At 46.7% G+C, this 26318-nt stretch carries 17 protein-coding genes, 13 tRNA genes, 3 rRNA genes and 1 other RNA gene; 1 reads left to right on the forward strand and 33 read right to left on the reverse strand.

The features are described from left to right. Nucleotides 1–256: 256 nt before the first annotated feature. The 30 genes from NSS67_RS02020 to rpoE form a co-directional block, all read right to left on the reverse strand. A tRNA-Lys gene (locus NSS67_RS02020) sits at nt 257–329 on the reverse strand. A gap of 5 nt (nt 330–334) precedes the next feature. Further along, a tRNA-Tyr gene (locus NSS67_RS02025) sits at nt 335–420 on the reverse strand. 11 nt (nt 421–431) lie between these two features. After that, a tRNA-Phe gene (locus NSS67_RS02030) sits at nt 432–504 on the reverse strand. A gap of 1265 nt (nt 505–1769) precedes the next feature. Next, nucleotides 1770–1842 (reverse strand) — tRNA-Lys (locus tag NSS67_RS02035). A gap of 5 nt (nt 1843–1847) precedes the next feature. Next, nucleotides 1848–1933, reverse strand: a tRNA-Tyr gene (locus NSS67_RS02040). A gap of 11 nt (nt 1934–1944) precedes the next feature. Continuing rightward, nucleotides 1945–2017, reverse strand: a tRNA-Phe gene (locus NSS67_RS02045). A gap of 66 nt (nt 2018–2083) precedes the next feature. Then, nucleotides 2084–2161 (reverse strand) — tRNA-Asp (locus NSS67_RS02050). 13 nt (nt 2162–2174) lie between these two features. Further along, nucleotides 2175–2250 (reverse strand) — tRNA-Thr (locus NSS67_RS02055). Between the two features lie 33 nt (nt 2251–2283). Beyond that, a tRNA-Val gene (locus NSS67_RS02060) sits at nt 2284–2359 on the reverse strand. An 8-nt stretch (nt 2360–2367) separates the two neighbouring features. Then, nucleotides 2368–2444: transfer RNA gene (locus tag NSS67_RS02065), tRNA-Met, on the reverse strand. Nucleotides 2445–2474: 30 nt separating this feature from the next. Beyond that, nucleotides 2475–2566 (reverse strand) — tRNA-Ser (locus tag NSS67_RS02070). Between the two features lie 82 nt (nt 2567–2648). Further along, nucleotides 2649–5577 (reverse strand): 23S ribosomal RNA (locus NSS67_RS02075). Between the two features lie 170 nt (nt 5578–5747). After that, nucleotides 5748–5823, reverse strand: a tRNA-Ala gene (locus NSS67_RS02080). A 20-nt stretch (nt 5824–5843) separates the two neighbouring features. Continuing rightward, nucleotides 5844–5920: transfer RNA gene (locus tag NSS67_RS02085), tRNA-Ile, on the reverse strand. Between the two features lie 44 nt (nt 5921–5964). Continuing rightward, nucleotides 5965–6081 (reverse strand): 5S ribosomal RNA (gene rrf, locus NSS67_RS02090). Between the two features lie 124 nt (nt 6082–6205). After that, nucleotides 6206–7763, reverse strand: a 16S ribosomal RNA gene (locus NSS67_RS02095). The 16S, 23S and 5S rRNA genes sit together here with 10 tRNA genes alongside, the layout of an rRNA operon. Before the next feature lie 301 nt (nt 7764–8064). Continuing rightward, nucleotides 8065–8331, reverse strand: a complete 267-nt coding sequence (locus NSS67_RS02100; protein WP_339318102.1) for a pro-sigmaK processing inhibitor BofA family protein — start codon at nt 8329–8331, stop codon at nt 8065–8067. Between the two features lie 33 nt (nt 8332–8364). Further along, a complete protein-coding gene (locus NSS67_RS02105; RefSeq protein WP_339318103.1) occupies nt 8365–8619 on the reverse strand; it encodes a DUF2508 family protein in 255 nt (84 codons plus the stop codon). A gap of 133 nt (nt 8620–8752) precedes the next feature. Then, entirely contained in the window at nt 8753–9352 is a 600-nt protein-coding gene (gene recR / locus NSS67_RS02110) for a recombination mediator RecR (protein ID WP_042123249.1), read from the reverse strand. Between the two features lie 38 nt (nt 9353–9390). After that, nucleotides 9391–9702, reverse strand: coding sequence for a YbaB/EbfC family nucleoid-associated protein (locus NSS67_RS02115; protein WP_042183982.1), 312 nt, complete (start codon nt 9700–9702; stop codon nt 9391–9393). 47 nt (nt 9703–9749) lie between these two features. Further along, nucleotides 9750–11528, reverse strand: coding sequence for a DNA polymerase III subunit gamma/tau (gene dnaX, locus NSS67_RS02120; RefSeq protein ID WP_339318104.1), 1779 nt, complete (start codon nt 11526–11528; stop codon nt 9750–9752). 137 nt (nt 11529–11665) lie between these two features. Next, nucleotides 11666–11934: signal recognition particle sRNA large type (gene ffs, locus NSS67_RS02125), an RNA gene on the reverse strand. A 117-nt stretch (nt 11935–12051) separates the two neighbouring features. Further along, entirely contained in the window at nt 12052–12249 is a 198-nt protein-coding gene (gene rpmE, locus NSS67_RS02130) for a 50S ribosomal protein L31 (protein WP_339318105.1), read from the reverse strand. A gap of 132 nt (nt 12250–12381) precedes the next feature. Beyond that, entirely contained in the window at nt 12382–13659 is a 1278-nt protein-coding gene (locus tag NSS67_RS02135) for a radical SAM protein (RefSeq protein WP_339318106.1), read from the reverse strand. Between the two features lie 25 nt (nt 13660–13684). After that, nucleotides 13685–15037: a transcription termination factor Rho gene (gene rho / locus NSS67_RS02140; RefSeq protein WP_339318107.1), complete on the reverse strand. Its 1353-nt coding sequence runs from the start codon at nt 15035–15037 to the stop codon at nt 13685–13687. A gap of 163 nt (nt 15038–15200) precedes the next feature. Beyond that, complete coding sequence (locus tag NSS67_RS02145) at nt 15201–16454, reverse strand: UDP-N-acetylglucosamine 1-carboxyvinyltransferase (protein WP_339318108.1); 1254 nt, start codon at nt 16452–16454, stop codon at nt 15201–15203. Between the two features lie 186 nt (nt 16455–16640). Next, complete coding sequence (gene fba, locus NSS67_RS02150) at nt 16641–17495, reverse strand: class II fructose-1,6-bisphosphate aldolase (protein ID WP_339318109.1); 855 nt, start codon at nt 17493–17495, stop codon at nt 16641–16643. A 208-nt stretch (nt 17496–17703) separates the two neighbouring features. After that, nucleotides 17704–18090 (reverse strand): response regulator, encoded by a 387-nt coding sequence (locus tag NSS67_RS02155; protein WP_042123230.1) that lies wholly within the window; start codon nt 18088–18090, stop codon nt 17704–17706. A 268-nt stretch (nt 18091–18358) separates the two neighbouring features. Then, entirely contained in the window at nt 18359–19966 is a 1608-nt protein-coding gene (locus NSS67_RS02160) for a CTP synthase (RefSeq protein WP_339318110.1), read from the reverse strand. A gap of 326 nt (nt 19967–20292) precedes the next feature. Further along, a complete protein-coding gene (rpoE, locus tag NSS67_RS02165) occupies nt 20293–20841 on the reverse strand; it encodes a DNA-directed RNA polymerase subunit delta (RefSeq protein WP_339318111.1) in 549 nt (182 codons plus the stop codon). Nucleotides 20842–21301: 460 nt separating this feature from the next. Here rpoE and NSS67_RS02170 point away from each other — a divergent pair, with 460 nt between their 5' ends. Then, the gene (locus tag NSS67_RS02170; protein WP_339318112.1) at nt 21302–22471 is read left to right on the forward strand and encodes a S8 family peptidase; all 1170 of its coding nucleotides are present in this window, start codon (nt 21302–21304) and stop codon (nt 22469–22471) included. A gap of 130 nt (nt 22472–22601) precedes the next feature. Here NSS67_RS02170 and argS read toward each other — a convergent pair whose 3' ends face one another. The 3 genes from argS to NSS67_RS02185 all read right to left on the reverse strand — a co-directional run bounded on the left by argS (nt 22602) and on the right by NSS67_RS02185 (nt 26218). Then, a complete protein-coding gene (argS, locus tag NSS67_RS02175) occupies nt 22602–24287 on the reverse strand; it encodes an arginine--tRNA ligase (RefSeq protein ID WP_339318113.1) in 1686 nt (561 codons plus the stop codon). Beyond that, nucleotides 24284–24727: a DUF1934 domain-containing protein gene (locus NSS67_RS02180; RefSeq protein WP_339318114.1), complete on the reverse strand. Its 444-nt coding sequence runs from the start codon at nt 24725–24727 to the stop codon at nt 24284–24286. The genes argS and NSS67_RS02180 overlap by 4 nt, the downstream gene beginning before the upstream one ends. Before the next feature lie 306 nt (nt 24728–25033). Further along, nucleotides 25034–26218 (reverse strand): hypothetical protein, encoded by a 1185-nt coding sequence (locus NSS67_RS02185; RefSeq protein ID WP_339318115.1) that lies wholly within the window; start codon nt 26216–26218, stop codon nt 25034–25036. Nucleotides 26219–26318 lie beyond the last annotated feature (100 nt).

A 26318-nucleotide genomic window follows, 5' to 3' on the forward strand; every position in this document is an offset into this window, starting at 1 on the left:
GCTTGACTCCGGTTCTCTTTCCGGTGAGTTGCTCTAATTTTTTCCGCAATGTCTCACTATCCATAGTCACCATGCTCCACCACTTTTGCTCTTTTCGCCTATTTTAGCATATTCTCTTATATTATGTTAATCGGTGCAGTAGCGCGCTACTATAAAACAATTTCAAACAAGCATAAAGTATAGGTATAAAACTTATACTTTCTTTTATTTACACAAAAAAAGCCACCACCATAAGGTGATGACTTTCTGTTTGGGATGAGCCATGAAGGACTCGAACCTTCGACACCCTGATTAAAAGTCAGGTGCTCTACCAACTGAGCTAATGGCTCATAAATGGTGGGGGATGATGGATTCGAACCACCGAACACGTACGTGAGCAGATTTACAGTCTGATGCGTTTGGCCACTTCGCTAATCCCCCAGGAAAAAAGGTGGCTCGAGACGGATTCGAACCGCCGACACGAGGATTTTCAGTCCTCTGCTCTACCGACTGAGCTATCGAGCCATATTAAGTTTGCATGAAAATAAAGTGGTAGCTTTATACTTCCCACTCAACTTTTGTGGAAAAAAATGGCGGAACCGACGAGATTCGAACTCGCGATCTCCTGCGTGACAGGCAGGCATGTTAGGCCAACTACACCAATTACAGTCCATTTCGAAAAAAGTCTCCAAGGTCAGCAGCATTTCCTTATCTGATAGTACAGTTGAATAATCACCAATTTGTCCAAGCAATTGTTTACGTCGCGCATCTGGAATACTATTAACCAAACGTTCCAAATGCAATTCCCAAGGTAAATGAATATATTCACCTACTTGAAAAATACGACCGAGTACAATCGTCTCCCTAAGCAAAGCCACTGACCCTGTCAATCCCTTAACAGGAACAATAGCCGGAGCTACTGCCAAATGGAATACTCCTACCCATTCGCTTGCTATCAGCTCATGTAAACCCATACTAGTCTGTGCTAGAAGTTCATCTACACTCTCTTCTTCATCATCCTTATCATCCCCGCCCGTAAGCAATTCTTTACGAGCTAATATTAACCATTCCTTCTCTTGAAGGGGGATAAGCAGGATTTCATTCTCAAAATAGCTACGCAGGAGTTTCATCAGTGAACGATAAGAGATCTGCGGACTATGTGCAATCTCACTACTAAGTAGGAATGGAATCATGTCTCCGAACAGACGCCCCTTAAGAGTCATGTCATCGGGTATTTCAGCGTCATTCTTCTCTTGCTCAAGCTCCGTGTTCAACCAAGCACCTAGCTGCCGTGCCTCCACTTCACCTTCTTCTCTAAGCCCTGTAGCTTTGAGTGCAATAGCAAAATTACGAACTGCATAATTGACTAGTTGTACTTCCAGAGAGGTGAGCCCCTCCATCTCCACCCAAACAGCGGTTATACGTCCGTCATTCTCATACAGAGGTACCCAGAGGTGACCCTCATGGATTACCAATTGATCCTGTACTTCTAATCCCATGCTAAAAAGAGAAGCTGAATGCTGCCTCCCTAACTGCTTGACTCCGGTTCTCTTTCCGGTGAGTTGCTCTAATTTTTTCCGCAATGTCTCACTATCCATAGTCACCATGCTCCACCACTTTTGCTCTTTTCGCCTATTTTAGCATATTCTCTTATATTATGTTAATCGGTGCAGTAGCGCGCTACTATAAAACAATTTCAAACAAGCATAAAGTATAGGTATAAAACTTATACTTTCTTTTATTTACACAAAAAAAGCCACCACCATAAGGTGATGACTTTCTGTTTGGGATGAGCCATGAAGGACTCGAACCTTCGACACCCTGATTAAAAGTCAGGTGCTCTACCAACTGAGCTAATGGCTCATAAATGGTGGGGGATGATGGATTCGAACCACCGAACACGTACGTGAGCAGATTTACAGTCTGATGCGTTTGGCCACTTCGCTAATCCCCCAGGAAAAAAGGTGGCTCGAGACGGATTCGAACCGCCGACACGAGGATTTTCAGTCCTCTGCTCTACCGACTGAGCTATCGAGCCATATTAAGTTTGCATGAAAATAAAGTGGTAGCTTTATACTTCCCACTCAACTTTTGTGGAAAAAAATGGCGGAACCGACGAGATTCGAACTCGCGATCTCCTGCGTGACAGGCAGGCATGTTAGGCCAACTACACCACGGTTCCGCATTAATAATAATGGTGCCGGCGAGAGGACTTGAACCCCCAACCTACTGATTACAAGTCAGTTGCTCTACCAGTTGAGCTACACCGGCACGGTGTAAAAAGAAATCTTAAAGAGATAAAAATGGTGGAGGCTGAGGGGATCGAACCCCCGACCCTCTGCTTGTAAGGCAGATGCTCTCCCAGCTGAGCTAAGCCTCCAGGTATTATGGTAGCGGCGAAGGGGATCGAACCCCCGACCTCACGGGTATGAACCGTACGCTCTAGCCAGCTGAGCTACACCGCCACAATAATTAGTAATGCTATGGATTGAAAATGGCGGAGAGAGTGGGATTCGAACCCACGCACCGCTTACGCAGTCTAACCCCTTAGCAGAGGGTCCCCTTATAGCCACTTGGGTATCTCTCCAAACGATATCAGTACCACAGCAATCCAAACAGGAATTTGACTCCCTGAAAACTGAATCCGAAACAAATCTGCGTTTTAAGTATAGGATAAGCCCTCGACCGATTAGTATTGGTCAGCTCCATGCATTACTGCACTTCCACCTCCAACCTATCTACCTCGTCGTCTTCAAGGGGTCTTACTAATTGGGAAATCTCATCTTGAGGGGGGCTTCACGCTTAGATGCTTTCAGCGCTTATCCCGTCCGTACGTAGCTACCCAGCCATGCTTCTGGCGAAACAACTGGTGCACCAGCGGTACGTCCATCCCGGTCCTCTCGTACTAAGGACAGCTCCTCTCAAATTTCCTGCGCCCACGACAGATAGGGACCGAACTGTCTCACGACGTTCTGAACCCAGCTCGCGTACCGCTTTAATGGGCGAACAGCCCAACCCTTGGGACCTACTTCAGCCCCAGGATGCGATGAGCCGACATCGAGGTGCCAAACCTCCCCGTCGATGTGGACTCTTGGGGGAGATAAGCCTGTTATCCCCAGGGTAGCTTTTATCCGTTGAGCGATGGCCCTTCCATGCGGTACCACCGGATCACTAAGTCCGACTTTCGTCCCTGCTCGACTTGTAGGTCTCGCAGTCAAGCTCCCTTATGCCTTTGCACTCTTCGAATGATTTCCAACCATTCTGAGGGAACCTTGGAACGCCTCCGTTACTCTTTAGGAGGCGACCGCCCCAGTCAAACTGCCCGCCTGACACGGTCCCCGTACCGGATTACGGTACTAGGTTAGAACCTAGATACGATCAGGGTGGTATCCCAACGGCGCCTCCACCGAAGCTTGCGCTCCGATTTCTACGGCTCCCACCTATCCTGTACAGATCGTACCCAAATTCAATATCAAGCTGCAGTAAAGCTCCATGGGGTCTTTCCGTCTTGTCGCGGGTAACCTGCATCTTCACAGGTATTAAAATTTCACCGGATCTCTCGTTGAGACAGCGCCCAAGTCGTTACGCCATTCGTGCGGGTCAGAATTTACCTGACAAGGAATTTCGCTACCTTAGGACCGTTATAGTTACGGCCGCCGTTTACTGGGGCTTCGGTTCATAGCTTCGGGTTACCCCTAACCACTCCCCTTAACCTTCCAGCACCGGGCAGGCGTCAGCCCGTATACTTCGCCTTGCGGCTTCGCACAGACCTGTGTTTTTGCTAAACAGTCGCTTGGGCCTTTTCACTGCGGCCCCCTCGTGCTATTCACACTACCGGGGCACCCCTTCTCCCGAAGTTACGGGGTCATTTTGCCGAGTTCCTTAACGAGAGTTCTTCCGCGCGCCTTAGAATTCTCTTCTCGCCTACCTGTGTCGGTTTGCGGTACGGGCACCTTCTCCTGGCTAGAGGCTTTTCTTGGCAGTGTGAGATCATGACCTTCGCTACTACAATTTTCGCTCCCCATCACAGCCCAGCCTTATCGATGTGCGGATTTGCCTACACATCAGCCTCACTGCTTAGACGGACATATCCATCAGTCCGCGTCACTACCCTCCTGCGTCACCCCATCGCTCATAGCGGATTACGGTGGTACAGTAATTTCAAACTGTTGTCCTTCGACTACGCCTTTCGGCCTCGCCTTAGGTCCCGACTTACCCTGAGCGGACGAGCCTTCCTCAGGAAACCTTGGGCTTTCGGCGGATCAGATTCTCACTGATCTTTTCGTTACTCATACCGGCATTCTCACTTGTATGCTGTCCAGCGCTCCTTACGGTACACCTTCAACCCACATACAACGCTCCCCTACCCCAGATACATACGTATCTAGCCATAGCTTCGGTGGTGTGTTTAGCCCCGTTACATTTTCGGCGCAGAGTCACTCGACCAGTGAGCTATTACGCACTCTTTCAATGGTGGCTGCTTCTAAGCCAACATCCTGGTTGTCTGTGCAACTCCACATCCTTTCCCACTTAACACACACTTGGGGACCTTAGCTGATGGTCTGGGCTGTTTCCCTTTTGACAATGGATCTTAGCACTCACTGTCTGACTCCCGGCAATAAGTATATGGCATTCGGAGTTTGACTGATCTTGGTAATCCTTGCGGACCCCGCAACCAATCAGTGCTCTACCTCCACTACTCTTATACCGAGGCTAGCCCTAAAGCTATTTCGGGGAGAACCAGCTATCTCCGAGTTCGATTGGAATTTCTCCGCTACCCCCACCTCATCCCCGCACTTTTCAACGTACGTGGGTTCGGGCCTCCAGTGCGTGTTACCGCACCTTCACCCTGGACAGGGGTAGATCACACGGTTTCGGGTCTACGTCCACATACTAAATCGCCCTATTCAGACTCGCTTTCGCTGCGGCTCCGTCTTCTCGACTTAACCTTGCATGTTAAACGTAACTCGCCGGTTCATTCTACAAAAGGCACGCCATCACCCATTAATAGGGCTCTGACTTTTTGTAAGCACACGGTTTCAGGTTCTATTTCACTCCCCTTCCGGGGTGCTTTTCACCTTTCCCTCACGGTACTGTTTCACTATCGGTCGCCAGGTAGTATTTAGCCTTAGCAGATGGTCCTGCTGGATTCATACGGGGTTTCACGTGCCCCGCACTACTCGGGATCCGTCTCGGAGAGAACACAGTTTAGGTTACAGGGCTTTTACCTCTATCGCGGGCCTTTCCAGACCTCTTCGCCTACCATATTCCTTTGTAACTCCATGTGAGACGTCCCACAACCCCTAAGAGCAAGCTCTTAGGTTTAGGCTGTTCCGCGTTCGCTCGCCGCTACTGACGGAATCACTATTGTTTTCTCTTCCTCAGGGTACTTAGATGTTTCAGTTCCCCTGGTCTGCCTCTACACACCCTATGTGTTCAGGTGTGAGTAACTGCGAATTACCACAGCTGGGTTTCCCCATTCGGACACCCCCGGATCAAAGCTTGCTTACAGCTCCCCGAGGCAGTTTCGTTGTTCGCCACGTCCTTCGTCGGCTCCTGGCGCCTAGGCATCCTCCGTGTGCTCTTATTAGCTTAACCATCGTTCCGGTGTTTCGCTTGTTCGCACAATCGAAAACCTTCACTTAGCATCACTATTAATTTAAACTTGTTTGCACAAGTTCAGCTTAAAAGATGTTCTAAAACGCAAATTCGTTTCGGTATCCAGTTTTCAAGGATCAAGTTGAAAAAGTTATTCATTTGAAAAATTATGGTGGAGCCAAGCGGGATCGAACCGCTGACCTCCTGCTTGCAAGGCAGGCGCTCTCCCAGCTGAGCTATGGCCCCATAAAATTTATAATGTCATATGGTGGGCCTTGGTGGACTCGAACCACCGACCTCACCCTTATCAGAGGTGCGCTCTAACCAACTGAGCTAAAAGCCCATATAACATATATAATATTGTGAATCAACCAAAGAAGGTTGTTCGCTTGGCGGCGTCCTACTCTCCCAGGACCCTTCGGTCCAAGTACCATCGGCGCTGGAGGGCTTAACGGTCGTGTTCGGGATGGGTACGTGTGGAACCCCTCCGCTATCGCCACCAAACGCATACGAAAGAGACTTGCTCTTTCAAAACTGAACACGAGTGAGTGTTCGAACCCGAGGGTTCTATTGTGGAAGCTTAGCTTCCGATTTGAATGTCCTCATTGCAGAGAACGATTCTCCATAGAAAGGAGGTGATCCAGCCGCACCTTCCGATACGGCTACCTTGTTACGACTTCACCCCAATCATCTACCCCACCTTCGGCGGCTGGCTCCCTTGCGGGTTACCCCACCGACTTCGGGTGTTGTAAACTCTCGTGGTGTGACGGGCGGTGTGTACAAGACCCGGGAACGTATTCACCGCGGCATGCTGATCCGCGATTACTAGCAATTCCGACTTCATGCAGGCGAGTTGCAGCCTGCAATCCGAACTGAGACCGGCTTTGATGGGATTGGCTTCACCTCGCGGTTTCGCTTCCCGTTGTACCGGCCATTGTAGTACGTGTGTAGCCCAGGTCATAAGGGGCATGATGATTTGACGTCATCCCCACCTTCCTCCGGTTTGTCACCGGCAGTCACTCTAGAGTGCCCAGCATTACCTGCTGGCAACTAAAGTTAAGGGTTGCGCTCGTTGCGGGACTTAACCCAACATCTCACGACACGAGCTGACGACAACCATGCACCACCTGTCTCCTCTGTCCCGAAGGCCGCCACTATCTCTAGTGGATTCAGAGGGATGTCAAGACCTGGTAAGGTTCTTCGCGTTGCTTCGAATTAAACCACATACTCCACTGCTTGTGCGGGTCCCCGTCAATTCCTTTGAGTTTCAGTCTTGCGACCGTACTCCCCAGGCGGAGTGCTTACTGTGTTAACTTCGGCACCAAGGGTATCGAAACCCCTAACACCTAGCACTCATCGTTTACGGCGTGGACTACCAGGGTATCTAATCCTGTTTGCTCCCCACGCTTTCGCGCCTCAGCGTCAGTTACAGCCCAGAAAGTCGCCTTCGCCACTGGTGTTCCTCCACATATCTACGCATTTCACCGCTACACGTGGAATTCCACTTTCCTCTTCTGTACTCAAGTCACCCAGTTTCCAGTGCGACCTTAGGTTGAGCCCAAGGTTTAAACACCAGACTTAAATGACCGCCTGCGCGCGCTTTACGCCCAATAATTCCGGACAACGCTTGCCCCCTACGTATTACCGCGGCTGCTGGCACGTAGTTAGCCGGGGCTTTCTTCTCAGGTACCGTCACTCCGATAGCAGTTACTCTACCGGACGTTCTTCCCTGGCAACAGAGCTTTACGATCCGAAAACCTTCATCACTCACGCGGCGTTGCTCCGTCAGACTTTCGTCCATTGCGGAAGATTCCCTACTGCTGCCTCCCGTAGGAGTCTGGGCCGTGTCTCAGTCCCAGTGTGGCCGTTCACCCTCTCAGGTCGGCTACGCATCGTCGCCTTGGTGGGCCGTTACCCCACCAACTAGCTAATGCGCCGCAGGCCCATCCCTCAGTGACAGATTGCTCCGTCTTTCATTCTTTCTTCAGGAGAAAAAAGAAATTATCCGGTATTAGCTACCGTTTCCGGTAGTTATCCCAGTCTGAAGGGCAGGTTGCCTACGTGTTACTCACCCGTCCGCCGCTAAGTTATTTTGAAAGCAAGCTTTCAAAATAACTCCGCTCGACTTGCATGTATTAGGCACGCCGCCAGCGTTCGTCCTGAGCCAGGATCAAACTCTCCAATTAGTATTGAAAAGAGCGATATGCTCATTTTGAAACATCTGACGAGAAAATTAATTCTCTATTTTTGGATTTCACTTGCGTGATTTCCTACTCACTCGTTGTTCAGTTTTCAAAGATCAATGTCTCATCTTTCGTCGTCGTTGCTTGTCAGCAGCGACCTTTATAATATATCACAGCACCTTTGTTTTCGTCAAGCGTTTTTTTAATTTCTTTTTTCGCTTACCGTTTCAGCAAGTTGTTAATCAACATCTTGTCCAAAGGGGCGAGACTTAATGTATCATATTTTTCAAACCCACGTCAAGCCTTAAAACAAAATTATTCTTAATCCTATTAACATTACCACCCCCGGAAGGCCCAGAACCGTTACTGCGCCTATGGTTGCGGGGTTCAATGGAATATGAACCTGTGTGATTAAACCCGAGAAATTCACTACATATATTGCGAGCGCAGCCAGTATCAAATGAATACCGAACAGACTAAGCCATCCAAAGCCAAGTTTTTTTCTGAACACAATAAGACTCAGCAGTACAACCGACAAGACCAATACTCCCAAAGCTATCATTCTTAGCATGTTGATCCCCCTTATATTCTTTTTGTCTAGCGCCTACACCTGACTGCTATTTAATCCCATGCTTTTAGCATGCTTGAGATGTATCTGATATTTGCGCTCTGCCGCCTCCAGAACATATATAGCGTAATCAATCTGATCTTGCCCTAACGCTTCATCAAACATTAGGTACGCTCTCTCCCATTCCGATTGCGCCTTACGTACCTCCAACAACGTTTCCCAGCCCTCAGTATCTTTTCTCCCCTGTTCTTCATCTGCCCCCCGCCACAACGAGCTCCACCATCCCATCATCAATTCCTCCTCAGAATAATTTCGATGTAAAATCACATCTCGTTATTCTCATACATATCGGGATAGGGACAAACTTAGAACAAAAAAAGGAGGCCCAAGGGGCCTCCTTTTGAAAAACACAACTTTAGAGCTACTAGAATAGCTCACGACGTCCTTCCAACGCTTTGGACAAGGTAACCTCGTCGGCGTATTCAAGATCGCCACCAACAGGCAAGCCGTGGGCTATCCTGGTGATTTTAATCTCAAACGGCCGAACTAGACGAGAGATGTACATCGCCGTTGCCTCACCCTCAATGTTGGGATTGGTCGCCATAATCAGTTCACTTACTCTTTCATCGCTCAGACGAGTCAATAATTCCTTCAACCGAATATCGTCAGGACCTATGCCTTCCATAGGTGAAATCGCGCCCTGTAGAACATGATAATACCCATTAAACTCCTTGGTTCGTTCTATTGCCACCAAATCCTTGGAGTCTTGGATCACACAGATTACAGAAGGATCTCTAGTTTTGTCCTGACATATCTTACATGGGTCCGTATCCGTAATATTACAGCAGACGGAGCAATAGTGAAGATTACGTTTGACGCTTACTAGCGCTTTAGCAAAATCAATGACGTCATCCTCTTTCATGTTAAGCACATGAAAAGCTAGCCGGGCGGCTGTCTTCGGCCCAATCCCGGGCAAGCGCGTAAAAGCGTCGATCAGCTTGGCTAGCGGTTCGGGATAATACAAATTTATAATTCTCCTTTAGACCAAAGTGGAGTGAGCGATTAGAACAAGCCTGGGATCTTCATTCCACCAGTAAATTTGCCCATATCATTGTTAGCAAGATCTTCAGCCTGGGTCAAAGCATCATTAACCGCAGTGATTACTAAATCCTGCAACATTTCTACATCTTCCGGATCAACAGCTTCTGGCTTAATTTGAATAGAAAGCAACTTTTTGTGACCATTAACTTGAACTGTAACTACACCGCCACCTGAAGAACCTTCAATAACTTTGCCACCTAGTTCTTCTTGAGCTTTAAGCATTTGCTCCTGCATTTTCTTAACTTGCTTCATCATTTGGTTCATATTATTCATACATCGTCTCTCCTTTGGAATGCGCATTTAGCGCTAGTATGCTTACATTACTCTTTTATGACAACAAGGTCTTCTCCAAAAAGCTGGATAGCCTCATCAATCCAAGGTTCAGATTTGGCATCTGCTGTATCGTGTTCATGCTCTAGTTGCAGTTCTTCTTTGCTGCTGGGCTGTCCTACTGACTTCTGAGCGGCTTCGTTCCAATCGCGCTGCATAATAGTTACCAGTCTATAAGGTTTACCAAGCCGTGCTGCAAGCACATTCTCAATAACCTGTCTGTTTGCTGGTTTCTCCGTAGTATCGCGATGAATCGTGTTCTTGAATGCAACAAGCACCGCATCCTCCATTACGGATACAGGCTCACCGTCCACAAACCACGCATGAACCGTGACCTTCTCCTCTTTTACCCCTTGCAAGACAAGACTCCACTGTTTATAGATAGCTGCAAAATCAGGACTATCCTTACCAGCAATAAACCTGTCTACATTTGGAGGCATTTTGGAGGTTGAAGAGATTCTCGGCGCAGCGCTTGGAGCTTGATGTGATTTCGCAGAAGAGGCCCCATCTCGCCCACCTCCGGAAATGCCACCGGACTGTAATGCCTGTTCCAGCTTCTTCTCCAGTGCAGCAATCTGTTTCTTGAGCAGATCCAGTTCACCAGCGTCGGCTACAGGAGGATTCACACCCGATCCAGCATTCAATGCACCTAACGGCGCAACAGATGCGGTCTCACCTTCCTCTTGCTGTAAGCTACACAGCTTCATCAGTGCGACTTCAAACAACGTCTGCGGATGAGTAGCATACTTCATTTCACCTAGGTACTTATTAAGTGTATCTACGATTTGAAACAGACGAGCCCGAGAAAATGCGGTGGCCATATCTCTGAATTCGGCGGGATTAAGGACTCGCTCTGTCAGTTGATCGGCCCCAGGTACCATCTTAATCATCAATAAATCACGGAAATAATACATAAGATTCTCTAGACATTTATCAGCACTCTTACCTTCATGCATAAGCTGTTCAACAAGCTCCAAAAGAAGACCCATATCACCTTCCAAAATGGCAGTGGCAAGACGTGCAAATTGCTCAGAGGGTATCCCCCCCGTCATCCCTAGCACTTGTTCGTACGTCACTTTGCCATCCGTAAAAGATGAAATCTGATCCAGCAAACTCACTGCATCGCGCATACCCCCATCAGAAAGGCGGGCAATATACTGCAATGCGTTCACATCAGCTGTAATCCCTTCCTTCTCACAGATCGCGGCTAGATGTGCTGTCTGCTCTTCTAACGCTACCCTTCGGAAGTCAAAGCGCTGACAACGAGAGATGATCGTCGCTGGCAATTTATGAGGTTCCGTGGTCGCAAGGATGAACATTGCATGTGACGGTGGTTCCTCCAATGTCTTTAATAGCGCATTAAATGCTTCTGTTGTCAGCATATGCACTTCATCAATAATATACACTTTACGGCGCACCTCGGTAGGTGCATATTTAACCTTATCCCGTAGATCACGAATCTCCTCTACGCCCCGGTTTGATGCCGCATCAATTTCCTGCACATCCATCACATTACCTGCAGTGATTCGCAAGCAGGAAGGACACTCGTTGCAAGGCTCCGGACCTGGCCCTCTTTCACAATTGACCGCTTTCGCTAAGACTTTAGCAGCACTTGTCTTACCAGTTCCCCGCGGACCACTGAACAGATAGGCATGCGAAACCCGCTGTTCACGAATTGCGTTCTGCAGCGTTTGGATAATGTGCTGTTGTCCAACCATGTCTTGAAACGACTGCGGCCGCCAAGCACGGTACAGCGCGATATGTTCCACTATGCATTACCCTCTCTTAGGCTGCCTCTTTCCCGGCATTTGTCGCAAATTTATTATACTATATTCATCGGCTATTGACCAAAAACAAAAAGCATCTTTGCTTGTGGCAAAGATGCTGTTATAAACAGAATTATAAACCGTGCACCTGTTATTGATGACTACGATCCAAGCGGCAACCCTACATGACTGCTCGGGCTAGGCCACCCTCCGGCACAAGAGTAAACTTACTTATGGCTGCTTCCTTCCGGACCTGACCAGGTTCATAAGCACTCATTGCGGAGGACCCAACCGTCAACACAGCCCGTAGGAACCAAGGCCTCACATCGATAGCACCTCTAACAGGAATTCAACCTCGCTACAGCGGATTGCGAGTTACAGGGCACCGCTACCTCCCCGTCTAGCACGGCGAAGATAAGTATAGCTCACGCTCGGACAAAAATCAACTCCAAGACATAAAATGAGCCCCTCAGCGATAAAGCTGGGGGCTCGATCTAACTATTAAGCCGCTATGCGACTATTCCAATTAGATACCGTATTTCTTCTTAAATTTATCAACGCGACCGCCGGCATCAAGGAACTTCTGCTTGCCAGTGAAGAAAGGATGGCAGCTGGAGCAAATTTCAACACGAAGCTCTTGTTTAACAGAGCCAGCTTCGAAAGAGTTGCCACACGCGCAGGTTACCTTAGTTAAGTTATACTTTGGTTGGATTGTTGCTTGCATTTTGAATTTCACCTCTCATGCCCTAGGACTCATGCGGACCCAGAGTTATATGATTACACTGTGGTATTTTAGCACGAAAAATTCAATTGGGCAATATGTTTGATTGGTAAATTCATTGGTACATTCGCTCTGTTATATGTTGAGTTTCCGTTGCTTTGCCCGAGACATATTTGCTGGTGGTACATGCGTATAAGAACCAATAACGACATCCGGCAACTCATCACGGAAAATTTCCAGCATAGTCTTCATACCGAGAATTTCACCCTTAGCAGGGGGAATAAGCTCCAAATAGCTCTCTGGATCAATATTCAGATTACGCATCTGAATAAGCTTCAGATCCGTTCGTCTTACAAACTCCACCATCGCCTCAATCTCTTCCTCGCGATCTGTCACTCCAGGGAATATCAGGTAATTAATCGATGTGTAAACACCCTGCGATGCGGCATATATCAGTGATTTCTCTACATTAGCCAATGTGTAACCACGAGGTTTGTAATATGCGTTGTAGTGGTCATCAAGGGCACTTATTGTGCTGACACGCATCAAATCCAGCCCAGCATCGACGATTCCACGAATATGATCGCTCAAGCCCGCATTCGTGTTGATATTGATGTAGCCCATATCAGTAATCGAGCGCACTTCACGAATTGCTTCTATAATAAGTTTTGCCTGCGTAGAAGGTTCCCCTTCACAGCCTTGTCCAAAACTGATAATCGATTCAGGTGTCTTCAAATGCTCCAGCATAACTTGTGAAATTTCATTGACTGTAGGCCGGAAATTCATCCGAGTCTGCGGAGAGACAAAGCCGCTATCATCTGGTTGCTCAGAAATACATCCAAAACATCCAGCATTACATGAATAAGAGACAGGTACACCGCCCTCCCAACGTCCTAAAAACGTATTAGAGGAAGTAAGGCATTCATAGCCTAGTGCACAGTTAGAAAGATGCTCATAGAGACGGTTATCAGGATACTTGGCTGTTAATTCACCAACATTGACTTCCAGATCCTCTTTGTCACAGTTCAGCGGGTTCCATTTCTCCGGATTATCCGTGGGGTCTGCTGCAACAAAGAATCCCCCATCCTTCCATACTACAGCCGAATAACCAAACAGAGGAAGCTTATAAGACTTGTCCGTCTTAATATAACCAGGAAGACACAAACGAGTGTAGCCCTGTGGTAGCAGCGCCCCTACAGCCTGTGAGCCTTCTGGCAGCGACATCATTTCACCGGTCTCAGGATCCATACCCACCGCCCGCGTACTAGGCAAACCTACAAGAGTGGCGCCTTCAGGCAGCGGAATCAACTCTTCTTCCAGCATTTCAACGATCATATCCCCACTACGGGCTAACCCGTACAGTTCAGGATGATCATATACGTTTCCTTGCCCGTCGGCATATACCAAATACATGTTAGTCTCCTCTTATAATCAATTCTCAAGTTGTAGGTACTGAAGAAGTTTTCGGCCGTGTTGTGCGACGAGCAGCCGTACCACTGTTAGAAGTGCCTCCACTACTTGCAGTTCCATTTGGTGTTTGTTTAGCTCCCGCAACGTCAAATGATGCCAAGAATTCAGCATTAGTCTTCGTATCACGTAGCTTTTTGATGAAGCCCTCCACAAAATCGTAGGATTCATTCATGTTTTTGCGAATCGCCCAGATTGTATCGAGCTCTTCTTTGCTCAAGAGCACTTCTTCACGACGTGTACCTGAACGACGAATATCAATAGCAGGGAATATACGGCGTTCCGCTAATTTGCGGTCCAAATGAAGCTCCATATTGCCGGTACCCTTAAACTCTTCATAAATAATATCATCCATACGTGATCCGGTATCAATTAATGCAGTTGCCAAAATAGTCAGCGAGCCGCCCTCTTCTACATTCCGTGCAGATCCAAAAAAACGCTTCGGCCGATGAAAGGCTGCCGGGTCAATCCCCCCACTAAGTGTGCGTCCAGATGGCGGAACCACAAGATTATACGCACGTGCCAGTCGAGTGATGCTATCTAAAAGAATAACTACATCCTTCTTATGCTCAACTAAACGAAGAGCTCTTTGCAACACAAGTTCGGCCACTTTAATATGATTCTCTGGAAGCTCATCAAACGTCGATGCAACCACTTCGCCTTTTACAGAACGCTGCATATCAGTTACTTCTTCAGGACGTTCGTCTATCAGCAATACAAAGAGTTCAATCTCAGGATTATTAGTGGAAATACTATTGGCAATTTCTTTCAAGAGGAGCGTTTTTCCTGCTTTAGGAGGTGCTACAATCAAACCCCGCTGCCCCAAACCTACAGGAGCGAGCAAATCCATTATTCGGGTAGATAAATGAGTAGGGGATGTTTCAAGCGGTAGCTTGTCTTGCGGATAAAGTGGTGTTAATGCTGGGAAATGGAGACGCTCCGCTGCGCTAGCAGGGTTCTCACCATTAACGGCATTGACTTGAAGCAGGCCAAAATATCGTTCGTTTTCTTTCGGAGTCCGGCATTTCCCGGACACAAGATCTCCGCTTCTGAGATCAAATTTCCGAATTTGCGAGGCTGAAATATAAATATCTTCAGCGCTGGGTAAATAGTTAATCGGTCTTAGAAACCCGTAGCCCTCGGGCAGAATTTCCAGCACGCCTTCCATAAACATAAGACCGCTCTGCTCTGCCTGTGCCCGAAGGATCGCAAAGATCAGTTCCCGTTTCTTCAGCTGTCCGTAATAAGGGATCTGGTATTTCTTGGCCAGCTTATACAACTCGGTCAGCTTCATTTCTTCCAAATCGGAAATTTGAAGATCCATGTAATAACCACCTATTCAATTTTTAAATGAGTTCACCCTAGTCTATCTACTAGGTAAAATAATGAGTCTATTAAAACGCTCATTAGGATATTAATACCCAATTTGGAAGGATATATGCGGTAAATAAGCAAATTTAACTCCTTCCAAACGGGATATCCTAATTTTATTCGTTCTCACGCCAAACATGAGCACCAAGTTGTCGAAGGTTGCTCACTAAATTATCATAACCACGGTCAATATATTCTACGCCGGTTACTTCAGTAATTCCATCTTCTACCGTCAACCCAGCAATGACAAGGGCAGCGCCTGCCCGTAAATCGGTTGCTTTCACTTTTGCAGCATTAAGCTTACCGCCCTCAATTATTGCAGAACGGCCTTCAACACGAATCTTTGCGCCCATTCGAACCAATTCCGGCACATGCTTAAAGCGATTGCTATAGACGAAATCGCTAAGCACACTAACACCTGTAGCCTGCGTCAAAATACTAGTCATGGGAGATTGTAAATCTGTAGGGAAGCCTGGGTAGGTTAGTGCTTTGACATCTGCGCGCTCATATTTAGTTCTTCCTATAACGCGAATACTTTCGTCAAGCTCTTCAATATCAACGCCCATCTCTAAAAGCTTGGCCGTTAAAGCTTCCAAGTGCTTAGGAATAACATTATCTATCAACACATTACCACGCGTAGCCGCAGCGGCAATCATATAAGTTCCTGCTTGAATCCGATCGGGAATAATGGAGTGACGACAGCCGTGCATCTCCGATACCCCTTCGATTCGAATGGTTTCTGTGCCAGCGCCTTTAATAACAGCGCCCATAGAATTCAATAGGGTTGCTACATCTATAATCTCAGGCTCTTTAGCCGCATTTTCAATAATTGTGGAGCCTTTGGCACGTGATGCCGCAAGCATGATGTTAATAGTGGCACCTACGCTTGATACGTCTAAATAAATCTTCGCACCGCGTAGCTCTTTTGCATATAAGTGAATAGAACCGTGTTCGTTGGTAACTGTTGCTCCCAGCGCTTCGAATCCCTTAATATGCTGATCGATTGGACGAGGTTCAAAATTACAACCACCAGGAAGTCCTATTGTCGCTTCTTTAAATCTTCCAAGCAGAGCTCCCATCATATAATATGAAGCTCGGAGTTTCTTAACCGGACCATTAGGCATAGGTATAGATACAATTCTCGAAGGGTCAATTCTCATTTGATTACCTGACCAAGATACACTTGCGCCAAGCTCTTGTAAGATTTCGGAGTAAACGGCTACATCACTGAGGGACGGTAAATTATCCAGAACAACTTCAGATTCGGCCAAAATCGCCGCAGGAATAAGTGCAATAGCACTATTCTTTGCTCCACTGATGGTTACAACGCCCTCTAGCGGACGTCCACCGCCAATCATTAATTTTTCCATAGATTTATCAATTTCCCCCTACGTGTATTGCAGCTGGGTGGGCAATACGTGCTGTGAACTTTTAGTGATGAAAATGGAAAGACACCGGCTAAGCGGTGGCTTTCCTCATCAAACTATTCAACTGGGCAGAGTCACCCCTGCCCTTTTACAAATTGCTTGTCCACCTACGGCGGAAGCTAACAATAATTATGCTTTGTTGTTGGATCCGAATTCACGAATTTTACCAATAACGGTTTCTTTGATTGCATCGCGACCTGGTACGATAAATGTACGTGGATCGTAAGCATCCGGTTTAGCAGCTAGAACTTCGCGAACAACTTTAGCAAACACGATTTGGTTTTCAGTGTTTACGTTAATTTTGGAAGTACCCAGGGAGATTGCTTTCTTGATGTCATGTTCAGGAATACCTGTACCACCATGAAGAACCATTGGGATGTTAGTAGCGTCACGGATTTCTTCCATTTCTTTAAATCCGAGGTTAGGCTCGCCATGGTAAGGTCCATGAACGGAACCAAGTGCAGGAGCCAAAGTGTCAATACCTGTTTCTTTAACAATACGTACGCACTCATCTAGCTTAGCATACATGATGCCGCCGATAACGTCGTCTTCTTGTCCACCAACAGTACCTACTTCTGCTTCTACAGAAACACCTTTAGCGTGAGCATATTCAACGACTTTTTTAGTCATTTCAATGTTTTCATCAATTGGGTGATGGGAACCGTCGATCATTACGGATGTAAATCCAGCATCAATTGCTGCTTTACATTTATCAAAGCTAGATCCATGGTCAAGGTGGATAGCTACAGGAACTGTGATATTCATATCAATAATTAGACCTTCTACCATCTTAACAACAGTAGTGAAGCCGCCCATGTGACGTGCTGCGCCTTCGGATACACCAAGAATTACTGGTGATTTTTCTTGTTCAGCGGCACCAAGAATAGCTTGTGTCCACTCCAAGTTGTTAATGTTGTACTGACCTACTGCGTATTTTCCTTCAAGTGCTTTCTTCAACATGTCTGTCATAGATACTAATGGCATGGTTTCATCCTCCTAAGAATGTTGGTTGGCTATGTTTTTAAACCGACATCACATACAGGCTTATTATAACACATCCTGAGTCAAATACTAAATAGGACAAACAAAAAAATGTCCCGGTGGGACGATTTTTATCCAGCCCATATAGTAATTAAGCTCACCCACTTTATAATCACCATAACCAAATAGAACCGATATAGAAAATGTCACTTTAACTGCATTGATCTACGGACTTATTATGAAGATGCATATTGACCGCGACCCGCATTTCGTCTATGTCAAATGGCTTTGTAAAATGCATCAATGCGCCTAGCTTGGTTGCTTCCTTAATCATATCCAGTTCTCCGTAAGCCGTCATCATAATGACCTTAATGGACGGATTCAGCTCTTTCAGATGCTTCAAAATCTCGAGTCCATCCATTCCCGGTATTTTCATATCGAGCAGGACCAGATCGGGAGACTCGCTGCGAACGATGTCTAATGCCAATTTTCCGTTAGCTGCTTGAAATGTCGTATATCCTTCACTATTGAACACTTCCATAAGAAGAATCCGGATCCCATTCTGATCATCGACAATTAACACTTTCTTTTTTTCCATATAACACCCTCCCAGATTAAGCCAGATTGACTATACCGCGCTCTCCACAGCTAACGGCCCCTTCAGAAATTAACTCCATACGAAACCTATTATTCGTGCTTCACTGCTCAAATCCTTCTAATTGGATAAAATGGGTAAATAAAGAGTCTGTATTGCGGTTATGTCAGTTACAAAATCTTTAAATGAGTCAACAAAAAAAAGAGAGCCTCCAACAGGAGGCTCTCTCAAACTTGTTAAGAACCGACAGGTTCCGATTATGTTTACAAAATTACTGCTGTTCGGAATGAGTCAAAGAAGCTTTGACGAAATCACGGAACAACGGCTGTGGACGGTTCGGACGTGAAGTGAATTCCGGATGGAATTGAACCGACAAGAACCAAGGATGTCCCGGAAGCTCTACGATCTCAACTAAACGGCCATCTGGAGACGTTCCAGAAATAACCAGACCTGCTTTTTCAATCTCATCACGGTACGTGTTGTTGAACTCATACCGGTGACGGTGACGCTCGTATACCAGTTCATCATCGTAGCAAGACATTGCCAGGGAACCTTCAGCAATCTTACAAGGATACAAACCAAGACGCATTGTACCACCCATATCTTCAATATCCTTCTGCTCAGGAAGCAGGTCGATCAGTGGATATGGAGTGTTTGGATCGATTTCGGAACTATTGGCACCTTGCAGACCAAGAATAGAGCGAGCATATTCAATTACGGAAACTTGCATACCTAAGCAAATTCCGAAGAAAGGTATCAATTTCTCACGTGCATAACGGATAGCAGAGATTTTACCTTCAATTCCCCGATCACCGAACCCACCAGGAACTAGAATACCGCCAATACCACGCAGCATTTCGTCTACATTCTCATCCGTAATTTCCTCTGCATTCACCCAGCGAATCTTAACCTCTGCATTTGAAGCAAAACCTGCGTGTGAAAGTGATTCCACAACACTCAAATAAGCGTCATGCAGGGCTACGTACTTACCTACAATTGCTATTTCTACTGTTTTCTCTAACTTCTGAATCCGTTCAAGCATACCTTCCCATTCACGCATATCTGGCGCTGGTGTTGTAAGCTTCAAATGATTGACAACAATCTCGTCCAAGCCTTCATCGCGAAGATTCAGTGGAACTTCATACAATGTTGAAGCATCGCGGCATTCCACAACAGCATTAGCATCGATATCGCAAAAGAGTGCAATCTTCGCTTTCATATCTGCGGAAAGCTCATATTCCGTACGGCACACGATGACATTCGGTTGAATCCCGATACTGCGCAGCTCTTTAACGCTGTGTTGTGTCGGTTTTGTCTTCACTTCTCCAGCAGCCTTGATATAAGGAATCAAGGTTACGTGGATATACATCACATTTTCCCGTCCGATATCACTCTTGATTTGGCGAATAGCTTCCAGGAACGGAAGACTTTCAATATCACCTACAGTTCCACCAATTTCTGTGATTACTACATCAGAGTTGGTCTCACGGCCTGCGCGGAATACGCGTTCTTTGATCTCATTCGTAATGTGTGGGATAACTTGTACAGTTCCGCCCAAATACTCTCCACGACGTTCCTTGCTGATTACGGATGAATAGATCTTACCTGTCGTCACATTGTTGTTCTTTGACAGATTAATATCAATAAACCGTTCATAGTGTCCAAGGTCAAGATCAGTCTCAGCACCATCATCTGTTACAAATACTTCACCGTGCTGATAAGGACTCATCGTTCCAGGGTCTACGTTAAGATACGGATCAAATTTCTGAATCGTTACCTTTAGACCTCTGTTTTTGAGCAGCCTGCCCAGCGAAGCGGCGGTAATGCCCTTGCCCAGGGAAGACACAACGCCACCCGTTACAAAAATATACTTTGTCACTGTAAAACCCTCCTAAATAAAGTCCAGACATAAAAGCGGCGCATGGTGTTTATCGTAACCCGTTTTACTATCATCAAAACAGGGGAAATCAAAAGTTTGATCCACCGGGGAAAACATAAGATGTTGTCCCGCAAATTCCATAAAACTACAGCTTCTTTGCATCTAAAAAAACAAAAAAGTGACACCCGTAGAACCGGGGCACTTTTTATTTTAAAAAACGCGTTTATTAACTTACATGATAAGCCCATGCAATAGTTTACTCTGACGATCCCCCACTGTCAAGGGAGGAATTATACCATCAGCAAGACTCTTTGAAATTATTTATCTTACTCGTCAGCTTCGGCATCTTCATCTGAGTCATCTTCTGCATCGTCTTCATCTGAGTCATCTTCGTCTATGTCATCTTCATCGATCACGACATCTTCGTCGACTTCTTCTTCGCTGTCGTCGTCGGAATAGAGGTCATCGCGATCTTCATCGATAGCGTCGAAATCCTCTTCTTCAGCAGCGTAGTTTTCTTCTTCTTCAGCAAAGTCGTCATCTTCCAAATCATCGTCTTCATCGTTGATGATACGCACGCGTTTGGTGTTACCAACCGGATCATCAGAGCGCTCTAGAGGATACCAGCGTTTCAATCCCCAAAGGTTGGTTCCGACACAGGCAAAACGCCCATCAATGTTAATCTCGGTATATAACTGGGCAATAGTATCTTGGCTTTGTTGATCTGTCATGCCGCGCAGCTTGGCTACCTCGACCATCAGATCACGGTAATAATACGGTGTATTGGCTGCCTTAAGCACTAGAAAAGCCAAATCCACCATCGGCATTTCTTTAACTTTCTCAGGGTCTAGCTTTAAATTGAGTGGCGTACTCACTAAAGGACACTTCCTCTCACGCATTGTTCACATTACGGTTTATTTCAATAATATCCATTAACAAAACTAAGTAAAACCTATTTGACAACAAATTGCAAGTCAAAAGCGGTAACAGCGAGCAGAAAGAGTCTCCAAGCTGTTATCCATACCTGAAACCTGTCTCCATCTTGAAGAAGGATAATACAAAGCATATGTAGAGTGTGATACTTACACTTCCTTTTATTTTCATAAAAAAAGGCGGAGGAAATCCTCCGCGCATGACTGTATCCACGCCAAGGATCGGCTCCTTACGTGATGTTACAAAGAGAGTGTTAATCTCTTCTGTCTATTTTATGTAAAGCGCCGTCTTTTGACACGATGGGCAGCCCATTTCGTTAAAAAAGGGCAAGTTCCCATTCGTCCCCCCTCTTCCACTCATACAATATGGCAGCAGGGCACCGAGGAGGGGACAGCGAAACCTATGGACTATCACAAATTTTGGCACATGCTTCTTGAAGAAATATCGGTTGCCCCCAACAATGGTGAGCGGCGTATTCTTACCTTCAATGATCCCCGCCAATATGCCGGAGCATTAACACAATGGAAAGCTCTGAAAGCGAAGCAGCCCGAGCTGCGGCAAGTACAGGTATCTCCGCTGATTCGGGCCTTCTTTGTGCCTGCTGCCGGAGCTGGAAAATTAATGAGCCGATTTGCAGACCTCCTAAATGTCGAAGAGGATCTACAAATACAAATCCATTCTATAGCTAACGAAAAGAGCGGAACGGCCACACTCCCTTGGGGGGTGAAAGCTATTCATGCTCCTCAGGCATGGTCCAAATCAACCGGAGTTCACGTCAAAATCGGTGTAATCGATACAGGTGCTGATTACCGTCATCCTGATCTGAAGCATTCATTGGCCTCCGGGGTCAACCTACTACACCGAGGTATGTTGCCGCTGGATGATAATGGACACGGAACTCACATCGCTGGAACTCTAGCTGCGGCAGGAGGAACACGCGGTATGATGGGGGTGGCGCCGAGAGCGCTGCTATATCCAGTTAAGGCCTTTGATCATAGCGGCTCCGCCTATGTATCGGATATTGTGCTGGGCATTGATTGGTGCGTACAGAACAGAATCGATATCATCAATATGAGCTTCGGAATGAAGACTAGAAGCAAAGCGCTTCACAATGTGGTTATAAAAGCGTACCGAGCCGGAATCGCTATCATTGCCTCCTCCGGGAATGATGGCAAACGTGGCGGGGACTACCCGGCACGTTATCCTGAGACGATTGCCGTGGGCGCCATCGATAAAAGACATCGTGTTGCTGGATTCAGCAACCGTGGTACTTATATCGATGTATATGGCCCCGGCGAAGGCGTGCCCTCCTGTTGGCTGAAGGAGGGCTACAAAGAGATGAGCGGCACCTCCATGGCGACCTCTCATGTCACGGGAGCCGCGGCACTGCTGCTCGCGCTGCGACCAGGCCTCTCGCCAAGGGAGCTGAAGCTGCTCTTGCGCCGCACCGCGTCCCCGGTGCGGCTGCGCAAGGGGCAGCGGCGCGCATCCCTTGGCGGCGGCGCTGCCGATGCCCTGCGCCTGCTGAGAGCAGGAGCAAGGGTCAAGCGGGTGGTCTCCGCGAACGTGTAGCCCCGCCTGCCCGGGTACCGGGGGGGCTACTCTTGCGTGAGCGCAGCGAGTGCCGGTGCGAAGAACGGCACAAAATAAAATCCGCCTCCGAGGGAACCGGAAGGCGGATTTTTTGTCGTTTGATGTTGAATTACATGCGATCCGGTGCAGAAACACCGACAAGACGCAGGACATTAGCAATGGTAGTACGCGCAGCGCCAAGCAGTGCAAGACGTGCCACAGTTTGAGCGGCATCCTCTGTAATTACACGCTCCGCTTTGTAATAGCTGTGGAACATTGCCGCCAGCTCATACACATAACGGATGAGGCGATGTGGAGCATAGCCCTCTGCCGCAACAGCGATTTCTGATGGGAGCTCACCAATTTTGCGCAGCAAGTCATATTCATGAGCAGCTGTCAGCTTGGAATAGTCAATGTCAGCATAATCTGGTACAGAGATACCTTGCTCCTCTGCCTGACGGAAGATACTGCAGATACGCGCATGCGCATATTGAACATAGAATACAGGGTTCTCATTAGAAGTTGAGATCGCCAAATCCATATCAAAATCAAGATGGGAATCCATGCTACGCATGGTGAAGAAATAACGAATCGCATCGATTCCGACTTCCTCCATCAAATCTTCCATCGTAACTGCTTTGCCGGTACGCTTGGACATTTTAACCTTTTCACCATTCTGGAACAGACTGACCATCTGAGCAATTAGAACCACTAGCTTCTCAGGATCATTGCCAAGAGCTGACATCGCCGCTTTCATACGCGGAATATAGCCATGGTGATCAGCACCCCAAATGTTAATCATTTTATCGTAACCGCGGCCATACTTATCGCTGTGATACGCAATGTCCGGTGTAAGGTAGGTGTATGTGCCATCGTTCTTAATCAGAACGCGGTCTTTATCATCGCCATACTTAGTCGTTTGCAGCCAGGTTGCCCCATCCTGCTCATATACTTCTCCACGATCACGAAGCTCGTCTAACGAGCGCAGCACTTCCCCATTCTCATACAGCGAAGTCTCACTGAACCAGATATCGAAGTTTACACGGAAGAGACCCAGATCGCGTTTGATTTTATCGAGCTCTTTATTAAGTCCATAGTTCCGGAAAAATGCTGCGCGGTCACTTGGGCTCATCTCGAGTAGTGTATCGCCCTTTTCAGCCACAAGCTCCTTAGCAAATCCCTTAATGTCTTCGCCATGGTAACCGTCTTCAGGCATTTCTGCTTCTTGACCCAGCTCCTGCAGGTAACGAGTCTCAATGGATTTGCACAGGTTGACTACTTGATTACCGGCATCATTAATATAATATTCCCGTGTCACCTGATAGCCGGCATAATCGAGCACGTTGCAAAGCGCATCGCCGACAGCAGCACCACGAGCATGTCCTAGATGAAGGCTACCCGTTGGATTGGCGCTGACGAACTCCATTTCAACCTTCTGACCTTGACCTACGTTAATACGGCCATAATCATCACCCTGCTCAGCAACAAGGCTGATAATTGGGTACAAATAATTCTTGGACAACGTAAAGTTAATAAAGCCTGGTCCGGCAATCTCAGCCTTTTCAATAGAAGCTCTGCTAGTATCCAAATGCTCTATAATTGCCTCAGCAATCTGGCGCGGGTTACGTTTTGCAATTTTGGTCAGCTGCATAGCAGCGTTCGTAGCCAAATCACCATGCGCTTTATCTCTCGGTACTTCTAGTACGATATCCGGAACCTCTTCCGGTGCAACAATTCCTGCATTCACAATTGCATCGGCAATGGCTTCTTTTACCCGTTCATTCACAAGCTCCAACGGATTCTTTCTCTGTGTCATAATTTCGGTTCCTCCTGTATATGCAAACTAATAGCAAACTTTCCTGACAATTCCTCGTAAACGTACAAATTATAATCCCATTCAACCGTTAGGGAACGCCCTTCGCGCACCACATCCAGCTTGTTCGTCTCCGTAGAAAGATTAAACTGTGTATATGGCGAACGATAAAATCCTGGCAGACGTCGTCCAGATTGAAAGCTCTGTTCAGACTGTATCCCACCGTGGCGAATTAGCTTTAGCTGATTACCTGCAATCTTTATCGTTGTACGAACAGAAATTTCCTCTCCTCGAGGGCCCTGCTCTAATTCTTCATATTGAATATATAGATGCGGTCCTTTGGATACTACCTCTCCATTCGCTTTCATAACATTCCGCTGACCCTCTTGAAGGCTCACGAGCGTAATAGAGACGTCATATTTGTCAGACTGTAGTTCGGGCATCACACGTTCCTCCATTCTGCAAGCCTCTGCATTCTGCATAAGAAAAACGTCTATCGTGAAAATTAAACATTTTTATATTTAATCAAAGGCCTATTCGCTTTCCCATTGTACACTATATCCAGTTCAAAGAAGCATTTCAATCACAGAATCCATTAGATCTGGCTTAGCTCATAAAATTTTACCATATTGATGGATAAAAGCACACTTGGAACATCTAGTAAAACTGTACAAAGGTGCGACCAACTTCATAATCATAGAAAAAAACGGTTCCCTAAGGAACCGTTTAGAGGAATACGAATCTATAATTTACAAGGACAAAATCTTCAACGAAAACCTAAGTTGCCAAGAAGCGCCGCCATCTTTGGTTACATATAATGATGAATGATCGCGTTCGCGAGTGGCAAGCCAACCTTCTTTATTACTAGTGAAGGAGATTACCCCTTCATAACCTGCAATAGCCGGAAGATTGGTCCACTGCTTGCCGCCGTCATAAGAGCGTCCTACCGCTACCTTTTCTGCTGCATCGGAATAACCGACCAAGAAAGTCGTGCTGTTCCCTATCAGCTCCAAATTCCCAGGTCTGCCAGACGCTGGCCCTTTATTCACTACAGCTTTTCCGCTACCTGGTGCGGGTCCGCCTCCAGCAGTTTCCTGAGTGATCACTCTATTCCAGCTTTTGCCCTTATTCGTACTTGTATATAAGGAGTAAGAGGTCTGACTCATCCCTGATCCGCCGTAGAGCACTACATCGACTTGATCTCCTTTTGCGGAGATTTGACCATAATCCGGATCAGAAAAAGCCGCCTTCAACGACAAGCTCCAAGTTTTCCCTCCATTTGTAGTCTTCATTACCCGATAGCCAGTTCCTGGTGCAATCACAACAGCCCAACCGGTATTGCGATCACTAAAATATGCACCACGTGTATTGGATGGGGTTGAAATTTTACTCCAGCTAAGCCCTCCGTCCTTGGTGGAATACGTTGAAGCTCTGTTATAGCCGAAACCATTCTTACTGTCGATAAAATCTATTCTTTCAAAGCTAACCGCTTTATTCGAAAGTCTTGTCCATTCAGAACCACCATTAGAGGTGCCAATTAAATATTGAGCTTGGCCATCCTGTACAGCAGCAAGGGCAAATCCATGCACGTTATTGGGAAAATCGATCTGTTTAAAGCTCCATTGGCCCTGATAGATCTCTTGAAAATTACAGCCTCCATTAGAGGTACCAATCATAAATCCATTACCTGCTGCCCGCCCGATATCCTTATTCAAAAACTGAACATCAGAAAAGGTAAGCGGTGTTGATATATCTCCCGAATGCTTGTTTTGCAGGGCCTGTAATAGCCCATGATCTCCAGTGCCGCAAGATGCTGGTGCGGCCGATGCCGCAGCATGTACAGAAGAAGCCGATGCACCCCAGCCCGAAACCATAATTAGTGTTGCTGAAAGGGCGGTTATTGTCGTTTTATAAATCTTTTTCGTCCAATCCATGATGACACCTCCTAATATGTATATACCCTTACTTTCAATCCCTACTCTGTTATACCGCCAGAAGATTGCTTGATCCACCTGTAATAGTAACAAAATGGAA

Source organism: Paenibacillus sp. FSL R10-2734 (assembly GCF_037963865.1).
Taxonomy (GTDB): Bacteria; Bacillota; Bacilli; order Paenibacillales; family Paenibacillaceae; genus Paenibacillus_AQ.